This window comes from Bradyrhizobium sp. P2_E8 (assembly GCF_056403875.1).
On sequence record NZ_JBFUES010000179.1, the window covers coordinates 1 to 9,748 of the forward strand.

8 protein-coding genes are annotated in these 9,748 nt (G+C 67.5%); 7 read left to right on the plus strand and 1 reads right to left on the minus strand.

Translation table 11 applies throughout. The features are described 5' to 3' along the window. From AC1D00_RS12690 to AC1D00_RS12720, 7 genes are all read left to right on the plus strand, one after another. The coding region (locus AC1D00_RS12690) for an alpha-2-macroglobulin family protein (protein WP_477010904.1) at window positions 1–2,573 on the plus strand (2,573 nt) is incomplete at its 5' end. 111 nt (window positions 2,574–2,684) lie between these two features. Continuing rightward, a complete protein-coding gene (pbpC, locus tag AC1D00_RS12695) occupies window positions 2,685–4,793 on the plus strand; it encodes a penicillin-binding protein 1C (protein WP_477010905.1) in 2,109 nt (702 codons plus the stop codon). 50 nt (window positions 4,794–4,843) lie between these two features. After that, window positions 4,844–6,586, plus strand: coding sequence for an ArnT family glycosyltransferase (locus tag AC1D00_RS12700; protein ID WP_477010906.1), 1,743 nt, complete (start codon window positions 4,844–4,846; stop codon window positions 6,584–6,586). A gap of 1 nt (window position 6,587) precedes the next feature. After that, window positions 6,588–7,433: a phosphatase PAP2 family protein gene (locus AC1D00_RS12705; protein ID WP_477010907.1), complete on the plus strand. Its 846-nt coding sequence runs from the start codon at window positions 6,588–6,590 to the stop codon at window positions 7,431–7,433. A 65-nt stretch (window positions 7,434–7,498) separates the two neighbouring features. Next, window positions 7,499–8,233: a glycosyltransferase family 2 protein gene (locus tag AC1D00_RS12710; protein WP_477010908.1), complete on the plus strand. Its 735-nt coding sequence runs from the start codon at window positions 7,499–7,501 to the stop codon at window positions 8,231–8,233. Further along, window positions 8,230–8,568, plus strand: coding sequence for a lipid-A-disaccharide synthase N-terminal domain-containing protein (locus tag AC1D00_RS12715; RefSeq protein ID WP_135173686.1), 339 nt, complete (start codon window positions 8,230–8,232; stop codon window positions 8,566–8,568). Before AC1D00_RS12710 ends, AC1D00_RS12715 begins: the two co-directional genes overlap by 4 nt. Window positions 8,569–8,611: 43 nt before the next feature. Then, a complete protein-coding gene (locus AC1D00_RS12720) occupies window positions 8,612–9,052 on the plus strand; it encodes a DUF3592 domain-containing protein (protein WP_135173687.1) in 441 nt (146 codons plus the stop codon). Here the strand turns inward: AC1D00_RS12720 and AC1D00_RS12725 are convergent. Continuing rightward, the coding region (locus AC1D00_RS12725) for a Na/Pi cotransporter family protein (RefSeq protein ID WP_477010909.1) at window positions 9,023–9,748 on the minus strand (726 nt) is incomplete at its 5' end. The two genes, AC1D00_RS12720 and AC1D00_RS12725, sit on opposite strands and share 30 nt — an antisense overlap.

A 9,748-nucleotide genomic window follows, 5' to 3' on the forward strand; every position in this document is an offset into this window, starting at 1 on the left:
CCTCCGGCGACACCATGACGGTGTCGGTGAACGTGCGCACCGCCGGCAAGCTCACCATCAACGTGCTCGGCGACCGCCTGCTGACGACGCAGACCATCGACGTCAAGGAAGGCACCGCGCAGGTGAAGCTCCTGGTCGGCAAGGACTGGGGCACCGGCGCCTATGTCGTGGCGACGCTGCGCCGTCCGCTCGATGCCGCCGCCCAGCGCATGCCGGGCCGCGCCATCGGCCTGAAATGGTTCGGCATCGACAAGCAGACCCGCACGCTTCAGGTGAAGCTGACGCCGCCGGCGCTGATCCGGCCGAATGCGATGCTGAAGATCCCGGTCAGGCTCGACGGGCTCAATCCCGGCGAGGACGCCAAGGTCGTCATCGCCGCGGTCGATGTCGGCATCCTCAACCTCACCAATTACAAGCCGCCGGCACCGGACGATTACTATCTCGGCCAGCGCCGCCTGAGCGCGGAGATCCGCGATCTCTACGGCCAGCTCATCGACGGCATGTCGGGCACGCGCGGCCAGATCAAGTCCGGCGGCGACGCGGGAGCCGGCGAATTGCAGGGCTCGCCGCCTGCGCAAAAGCCGCTCGCGCTCTATTCCGGCATCGTCACGGTCGCCGCCGACGGCACCGCCGAGGTGAGCTTCGACATTCCGGAGTTCGCCGGCACCGCGCGCGTGATGGCGGTGGCGTGGACCGCGTCCAAGCTTGGCCGCGCCAACACCGACGTCGTGATCCGTGATCCCGTCGTGCTGACCACGACCCTGCCGCGCTTCCTGCTCAATGGCGACCGCGGCACGGTCAACCTGGAGATCGACAATGTCGAGGGCCAGGCCGGCGACTACGTCATCAATGTGAAGACGGGCGGCCCGGTGAAGATGACCGGCAATCCCGCGACCACCGTCAAGCTCGCCGCCAAGCAGCGCAACTCGTTCTCGCTCGCGCTCGACGCGACCGCGGCGGGGCAGGCGACGCTCGACGTCGACATCAAGGGGCCGAACGGGCTTGCCCTCGCACGCCACTATGCGCTCGACGTCAAGGCGGCGACGCAGGTGCTGGCGCGGCGTTCGATCCGGACGCTTGCGAAGGGCGAGAGCCTGACGCTGACCTCGGACATGTTCTCCGACCTCGTGCCGGGTACCGGCAGCGTCTCGGTCTCGGCGAGCCTGTCCACCGCGCTCGATGCGGCGACGATCCTCAAAGCGCTCGATCGCTATCCCTATGGCTGCTCGGAGCAGATCACGAGCCGTGCCATGCCGCTGCTCTATGTCAACGAGCTCGCAGCCGGCGCGCATCTGGCCATGGACACCGAGGTCGACCAGCATATCCGCGACGCGATCGAGCGGCTGTTGGCGCGCCAGGGTTCGAACGGCTCGTTCGGCCTGTGGTCGGCCGGCGGCGACGACGCCTGGCTCGATGCGTACGTGACGGACTTCCTCACCCGCGCCCGCGAAAAGGGGTTTGCCGTGCCGGACGTACTGTTCAAGAACGCGCTCGACCGCGTCCGCAACTCGGTCGTCAACGGCAACGAGCCGGAGAAGGACGGCGGGCGCGATCTCGCCTATGGCCTCTACGTGCTCGCGCGCAATGGCGCAGCTCCGATCGGCGACCTCCGCTATCTCGCCGACACCAAGCTCTCCAACCTCGCGACGCCGATCGCGAAGTCGCAGCTTGCGGCGGCGCTGGCCCTGGTCGGCGACCGCAACCGTGCGGAGCGGGTCTATGGTGCCGCGCTCGACTCGCTTGCGCCAAAGCCCGTGCTGGAGTTCGGCCGCACTGACTATGGCTCGCAGCTTCGCGATGCGGCGGCGCTGGTCTCGCTTGCCAGCGAAGGCAACGCGCCGAGGGCGACGCTGACGCAGGCGGTGTCGCGGGTCGAGACCGCGCGCGGGCTCACGCCCTACACCTCCACGCAGGAGAACGCGTGGCTGGTGCTGGCGGCGCGGGCGCTCGCCAAGGAAAACCTCTCGATCGAGGTCGACGGCCAGCCGGTCAAGACCGCGCTCTATCGCAGCTATAAGGCGGACACGCTGAGCGGCAAGCCGCTGAAGATCACCAACACCGGCGATGCGCCGGTGCAGGCGGTGGTCTCGGTGTCGGGCTCGCCGGTGACGCCGGAGCCGGCGGCATCGAACGGCTTCAAGATCGAGCGCAATTACTTCACGCTCGACGGCAAACCCGCCGACATCAGCAAGGTCAAGCAGAACCAGCGCTTCGCGGTGGTGCTGAAGATCACCGAGGCCAAGCCCGAGTACGGCCACATCATGGTGTCCGACTATCTGCCGGCGGGGCTGGAGATCGACAATCCGAAGCTGGTCTCGTCCGGCGACAGCGGTACGCTGGACTGGATCGAGGACGGCGAGGAGCCCGAGAATACCGAGTTCCGCGATGACCGCTTCACGGCGGCCGTTGACCGGGCCTCGGACTCCAAGTCGGTGTTCACCGTTGCCTACGTTGTCCGCGCCGTTTCGCCGGGTAAATACGTATTGCCGCAGGCCTATGTCGAGGACATGTACAATCCCTCGCGCTATGGGCGGACGGGGACGGGCACTGTCGAGGTGCGGGCGGCGAAGTGAGATGGGCTCGAACGTAAGCGGAATTGTATGAGCGAAGCGGCGCCACATTTTCAGTCGTCATGCCCGGGCTTGTCCCGGGCATCCACGGACTTTGGCGCCGCGGGCAAGAACGTGGATGGCCGGGACAAGCCCGGCCATGACGGAGTGCTGGGCAGGAGTCGCCACATCGTCTCGGCAGCAGCACTCGCATTTATCCTCGCTATCACCGGCTTCGTCGCGTGGGTCTACTCCCTCGGTCCTCTCCCGCTCGACGAGTCCCGCCAGGTCTCCACCACGATCGTCGACCGCAACGGCAAGCTGCTGCGCGCCTATGCCATGGCGGACGGGCGCTGGCGGCTTCCGGTCGACGCCAAAGCGAACGTCGATCCGATCTATCTCAAACTGCTGCTCGCCTATGAGGACCAGCGCTTCCACGCCCATGACGGCATCGATCCGCTGGCGCTGGGCCGTGCCGCGTTGCAGCTGTCGACGCGCGGCCACATCGTGTCCGGCGGCTCGACCATCACGATGCAGCTGGCACGTTTGATGGAGCCGCGGCGGCAGCGCTCGCTCTATGCAAAGCTGCGGCAGATGGTGCGCGCGATCGAGATCGAGCGGACCCTCAGCAAGAGCGAAATCCTCGACCTCTATCTCGCGCTGGCGCCGTATGGCGGCAATCTCGAAGGCATCCGCGCCGCTTCGATTGCCTATCTCGGCAAGGAGCCGAAGCGGCTGTCGCTGGCCGAGGCGGCGTTGCTGGTTGCGCTGCCGCAATCGCCGGAGACGCGCCGGCTCGACCGCTATCCTGATGCGGCGCTCAWGGCCCGCGACCGCGTGCTCGACCGCATGGTCGAAGAGCATGTCGTCAGCCTCGAGGACGCAAAGCAGGCCAAGGCCGTGCCCGTGCCGAAGCTGCGCAAGCCAATGCCGATCCTGGCGCCGCATGCTTCCGACACCGCGCTTGCGACGGTCAAGGATACGCCCGTCATCAAGCTGACGCTGGACGCCAATCTCCAGAAGGTGCTGGAGCCGCTGGCGCGCGACCGCGCCGTTGCGCTGGGTGCGAACATCTCGGTCGGCATCATCGTGGTCGACAACGAGAGCGGCGACGTGCTCGCGCGCGTTGGCTCGGCGGATTATTTCGACGAGAGCCGGGCGGGTCAGGTCGACATGACGCGCGCCATTCGCTCGCCGGGATCGACGCTCAAGCCCTTCATCTACGGCCTCGCCTTCGAGGACGGCTTCGTCCATCCCGACAGCCTGATCGACGACCGGCCCGTCCGCTTCGGCTCCTACGCGCCGGAAAATTTCGACATGACGTTCCAGGGCACGGTGCCGGTTAAGAAGGCGCTGCAATTGTCGCTGAACGTGCCGGCGATCGTGCTGCTCGATCGCGTCGGCGCGAACCGGCTGGCGTCGCGGCTGCGGCAGGCCGGCGGCAATCTCATCCTGCCCAAGGACGAAGCGCCCGGGCTCGCCATGGGGCTCGGCGGCGTCGGCGTGACGCTCCAGGACCTCGCCCAGCTCTATGCGGGCTTCGCCCGGCTCGGCACCACCAAGTCGCTGCGCGAGGTCGTGGCTGCCAAAGACGACCGCGAGCCGCTGCGGCTGCTGGATCAGGTCGCGGCCTGGCAGGTCGGCAACGTGCTGCTGGGCACGCCGCCGCCGGAAAATGCCGCCCACAACCGGATCGCCTTCAAGACCGGGACCTCCTACGGCTATCGCGACGCCTGGTCGGTCGGCTTCGATGGCCGCATGACCATCGGCGTCTGGGTCGGCCGGCCCGACGGCGCGCCGGTTCCCGGCCTGATCGGGCGCGTCGCCGCGGCGCCCATCCTGTTCGACGCGTTCGCCCGGACCGGCAAGACGCTGGCCCCGTTGCCGAAGCCGCCCAAGGGAACCCTGGTGGCCAGCAACGCCAAACTGCCGCTGCCCTTGAAACGGTTCCGCCCGGTCGGGGAACTGGTGCGGACCGGCGGCGAGCAGGCGCTGCACATCCAGTTCCCGCTGAACGGCTCGCGGATCGACGTCGACCGATCAGGCGGCACCGAGGCCGCCGCCATGCCGGTCAAGGTCGCCGGCGGCGTTCTGCCCATGACCGTCATGGTTAACGGCACGGCGCTCGGCGAGATCGACGGGCGCCGCCAGCGGCTGATTGATCCGCCCGGTCCGGGCTTTGCGCGGCTCACCGTGATCGATGCCACTGGCGCCGCGGACACAGTTGTCATTCGAATTCAATGACCCGGCCTTAAGCGGTTGTCGGAATGACGGTTTCAGCGTAAGCGGAACCAATGGCCGAGACCTACCCAACCCCCCGTTTTGGAGCCCCCCGCGAGCCGAAATCGCCCGTAAATCCGGGTAGCCGGCTGGTGTCGATGCTCGATGTCGTCACGGCCAGCCACGGCCGCGCGGTGGCCTTTCTCGTGCTTTGCGCGCTGCTGCTGTTCCTGCCGGGCTTCTTCACGATCCCGCCTGTCGATCGCGACGAGGCGCGCTTTGCACAGGCCACCAAGCAGATGGTGGAGAGCGGCGACTATGTCGACATCCGCTTCCAGGAGGACGTCCGCTACAAGAAGCCGGTCGGCATCTACTGGCTGCAATCCGCTGCGGTCGAAACCGCCGCGGCACTCAAGCTGCCGAAGGCCGAGTTGCGGATCTGGGTCTATCGGCTGCCCTCGCTGATCGGGGCGATCGGCGCCGTGCTCATGACCTATTGGGCGGCGCTCGGCTTCGTCACGCGGCGCGCGGCGGTGCTCGCGGCGCTCCTGATGTGCGCCTCGGTGCTGCTCGGCGTCGAGGCGCGGCTCGCCAAGACCGACGCGATGCTGCTGTTCTGCGTGACCGCCGCGATGGGCGCGATGGCGCGGGCCTATCTGTCGTGGCAGCGCGCCGAGGACGAGACGCATCCGCCCTGGAGCTGGCCCGCGATCTTCTGGACCGCGCTCGCTCTGGGCATCCTGATCAAGGGGCCGCTGATCCTGATGTTCGCCGGCCTGACCATCGTCGCGCTGGCGATCCAGGACCGCGACGCCTCCTGGCTGTGGAAGCTGCGCCCGCTCTGGGGCCTGATGTGGATGCTGGTGCTGGTGCTGCCCTGGTTCGTCGCGATCTTCTGGCGCGCGGGCGATGCCTTCTTCGCCGATTCCGTCGGCGGCGACATGCTGAGCAAGATCGGCGCCCAGGAATCCCATGGCGCGCCGCCCGGACTGTATCTGGCGCTGTTCTGGATCACCTTCTGGCCGGGCGCGCCGCTCGCGGCGATGGCGGCGCCTGCGGTGTGGCGGGCGCGGCGTGAGCCCGGTGCGCAGTTTCTGCTGGCCTGGCTGATCCCGTCCTGGATCGTGTTCGAGGCGGTGCTGACCAAGCTGCCGCATTACGTGCTGCCGCTGTACCCGGCGATCGCGATCCTGACCGTCGGCGCGCTGGAGCGGCGCGTGCTGTCGCGCTCCTGGCTGATGCGCGGCTCGGCCTGGTGGTTCGCGATCCCCGCGGCCGCCTCGATCATCGCGGTGGTCGGAGCGGTGATGCTGACGCGGCAGCCGGCTTTCGTGGCCTGGCCGTTCATCGCGGCGTCGCTGATCTTCGGCCTGTTCGCCTGGTGGCTGTTCGACACCAACCACGCCGAGCGCTCGGTGCTGAACGCGCTGGTCGCAGCCCTGATGCTGGCGGTCGTGGTCTACGGCATCGTGCTGCCGTCGCTGACGCCGGTGTTTCCGAGCATCGAGGTCGCGCGTGCGCTGCGCAACGTCACCTGCGTCGGGCCGAAGGCGGCCTCTGCCGGCTATCACGAGCCGAGCCTCGTGTTCCTGACGGGCAGCCAGACGCTGCTCACCGACGGCTCGGGCGCGGCGGACTTCCTGCGGCAGGGCAGCTGCCGCTTCGCGCTGGTCGAGCAGCGCTCGGAGCGCAGCTTCGTGCAGCGCGCCGAGGCGATCGGGCTGCGGTACAAGGTCGGCGCGCGCATCGACGGCTACAATTTCTCGCAAGGGCGCGCGATCTCGATCTCGATCTTCCGCTCGGAAGGCACCGAATAGGATGCCGGCTTCGACCAACATCGCGCCGCGCGCAGGCTATCCCACGCAATTGCTCGCCGTGTCCTGGCATGCGCTGGCGCAGCTTGTCCGCACGCCCTCGCATTCGCGCCGTGCCGAGGCCGCCCGAAAGCTGGCGCGGCATTCGCTGTGGCTCAGCGTGGCAGGCGCAGCCCTGGTCATTGCGCTGATGCTCGCGTTCGACCAGACCGAGATCCAGCTGATGCCGGCACGGGGCGCGCCCGGCCTCTGGCCGATCCGCATCCTCACCGATTTCGGCAAGGACGAGTACGTGCTCTCGGTACTGGGGGTCGCGCTGGTGGCGCTGGCATTCGCTGCGGCAGGGCTTCACGGCACCCGCCGTGCGCTGCTGCTCGGCTTGGGCACGCGGCTCCAGTTCCTGTTTCTGTCCGTTGCCCTGTCCGTGTTCGTCGGTGAGATCCTGAAATTTCTCATCGGCCGCGGGCGTCCGTTCGTCGGCGGCAAGGCCGATCCGTTCAACTTCATCCCGTTCGAGGGGTCGGGAGCCTATGCCAGCCTGCCGTCGGGCCACGCGATCACGGCGTTCGCGCTGGCGTTTGCGGTCTCCGCACTCTGGCCGCGGCTGCGCGTGTTCATGTTCACTTACGCGATTGTGATCCTGCTGACACGGCTCGTGCTGCTCGCGCATCACCCGAGCGACGTCACCGCCGGGGCCCTGGTCGGCATCGTCGGTGCCATGGCCGTTCGCTACTGGTTTGCCGCGCGCCGGCTCGGCTTCGCCATCCGTGCCGACGGCACCATTGTGCCCCTTCCAGGGCCGGTCTCGGGCCGCCTCAAAAGGGTTGCCCGCGGGGCCGCAGCCCCATAAAAGCGGCTGCCTGCCGGGGCCGCCGGTTCCCCGAGGCGCAGGCCAATTCCAACCACGAGCCTCATTTGTCGACGTCCCAGCCTTCGGTTTCCATCGTCGTTCCCGTGCGCAACGAAGCCGACAACATCGCGCCCCTGATCGAGGAGATCACAGCGGCGCTCGACGGCCGCTGGGATTACGAGATCATCTACGTCAATGACGGTTCGACCGATACGACCGGCGTGCGGCTCAATGCCATCATGGCGCAGCGGGGCAATCTGCGTCAGCTCCGTCACGCGAAATCCGGCGGCCAGTCCGCCGCCGTGCGCAGCGGCGTGCGCGCCGCGCGCGGCGCGATCGTGGCAACTCTCGACGGCGACGGCCAGAACAATCCGGCCTTCCTGCCGGACCTGATCGCGGCGGTCGAGAAGGGCGCCCGTGTCGGGCTCGCGGCCGGCCAGCGCGTCGGACGCAAGGACACGGGGTTCAAGAAGTTCCAGTCGCGCGTGGCGAACAAGGTCCGCAATTCCATCCTGAAGGACGGCACGCGCGACACCGGCTGCGGGTTGAAGGCGTTCCGGCGCGAGGTCTTCCTCGCGCTGCCCTATTTCGACGGGCTGCATCGCTTCCTGCCGGCGCTGGTGCGGCGTGAGGGTTACGAGATCGCCTATGTCGACGTGATCGACCGGCCGCGCCGCTCCGGCGTGTCCAACTACGGCTTCTTCGACCGGCTCTGGATCGGGATCATGGATCTCGCCGGCGTGTGGTGGCTGATCCGCCGCAAGAAGCCCACACCAGACGTGACCGAGGTGACGGCATGATCATCCAGTACGGCCAGGCGCTGAGCAACTATCTCTACGACGTTTTCGTCGCCAAGTTCGACTTCTGGCTCGCATTCGGCCTGGTCGCGCAGCTGTTCTTCACCGCGCGCTTCCTAGTGCAGTGGATCGCCAGCGAGCGCGCCGGCAACAGCGTGGTGCCGATGGCGTTCTGGTTCTGCTCGATGGGCGGCGGCCTGATGACACTGGTCTACGGCGTCGTGAAGCGCGAGCCCGTGATCATCCTCGGACAGGCGCTGGCCACCGTGATCTACATCCGCAACATCATGCTGATCATCAAGAACCGCGGCCGCGCGTCGAAGTCGCTGGAGCGTTGATCAAAGGCTGCGCGCGGCAGGGCATCCGGATTTCCCAATCGGCATGCGCAAATTATCGATAGTCCTGTTCGTGTCGGTTGTTCTGGTCGGCCTGGTCCTGCTTGGGCTCGGCCTTGTCGAGCTTGGCGGAACCGTCGCATTCCTCGCGAGAGCCGAGCAGACGGACGCGCGTTTCGCCGGCGCTGTCGCGCGAAGCGGCGGCAATCATGGCGGGACGTTTCTCTATCCGACGTTTCAATTCGTGACGGGCGACGGCCGCTCGATGACATTCACGTCGTCGTCAGGATCGACCGCGCAGCCCTATTCGGACGGTGAACGGGTCAGGATCGCCTACGATCCCCGCCGGCCCGAGGATGCGCGGCTGCTGTCGTTCCTGACGCTGTGGATCGCTCCGGTCCTGCTTTGCGGCGCGGGCCTGCTCCTGGCGGGCGGCGCGGTCATTCTACGTGCCGGGCTAGCGCGGCAGCGCCGAGGCCGCACCTGACGCGGGCAGGGTGGCTGTCTCGGTCTCGGTCCTGCGATACGGCTCGCCCGCGGCATCCAGCACGGGATAGGCGACCGAGCAGATATGCGAGTGGATGCGGCGCAGATCGCGCAGCACGTCGAGATGCAGCGAGGTGGTCTCGATGGTCTCGGGGCGGCCCTCGCGCAGGCGGTCGAGATGGCGCTCGACGGCGGCAAGCTCGGTATTCTTCAGCGTGGTCTTCTCCACCAGCAGCTTGCGCGCTTCATTCGCATCGCCCGACATGAACACGCCGAAGGCGATCCGCAGCGATTCCATCGTGCGCTTGTGGAAGGCTGCGAGCTCCTCGGAGCCCTCGGCCGAGAACTGGAAGCGGCGCTTGATCTTCTTGGTCGCAAGCTCGCTCAGGCTCTTGTCGATGATGTCGCCGATGTGTTCGAGGTTGATGGCGAAGGAGATGATCTCCATCGCGCGCTGCCCCTCGCTCTCGTCGAGGCTGCCCCGCATGAGTTTCGTCACGTAGAGCTTGATGGCTTCATCCAGGCCGTCGACGACATTGTCCATCTTCGAGACCTGGTCCACCAGGGCGCGGTCGCCCGTCATCATCGCGGCCATGACCTTGCGCAGCATCACCTCGACGAAGTCGCCCATCCGCAGCGTCTCGCGGGCGGCGTCGGCGAGCGCCAGCGATGGCGTCTCCAGCGCGGTCTCGTCGAG

What these genes read in the sequence shown, in the direction of transcription:
- AC1D00_RS12705 (WP_477010907.1), top strand. Translation starts at nt 6,588, where the DNA reads ATGCCGGCTTCGACCAACATCGCGCCGCGCGCAGGCTATCCCACGCAA.
- AC1D00_RS12720 (WP_135173687.1), top strand. Translation starts at nt 8,612, where the DNA reads ATGCGCAAATTATCGATAGTCCTGTTCGTGTCGGTTGTTCTGGTCGGC.
- AC1D00_RS12715 (WP_135173686.1), top strand. Translation starts at nt 8,230, where the DNA reads ATGATCATCCAGTACGGCCAGGCGCTGAGCAACTATCTCTACGACGTT.
- AC1D00_RS12700 (WP_477010906.1), top strand. Translation starts at nt 4,844, where the DNA reads ATGGCCGAGACCTACCCAACCCCCCGTTTTGGAGCCCCCCGCGAGCCG.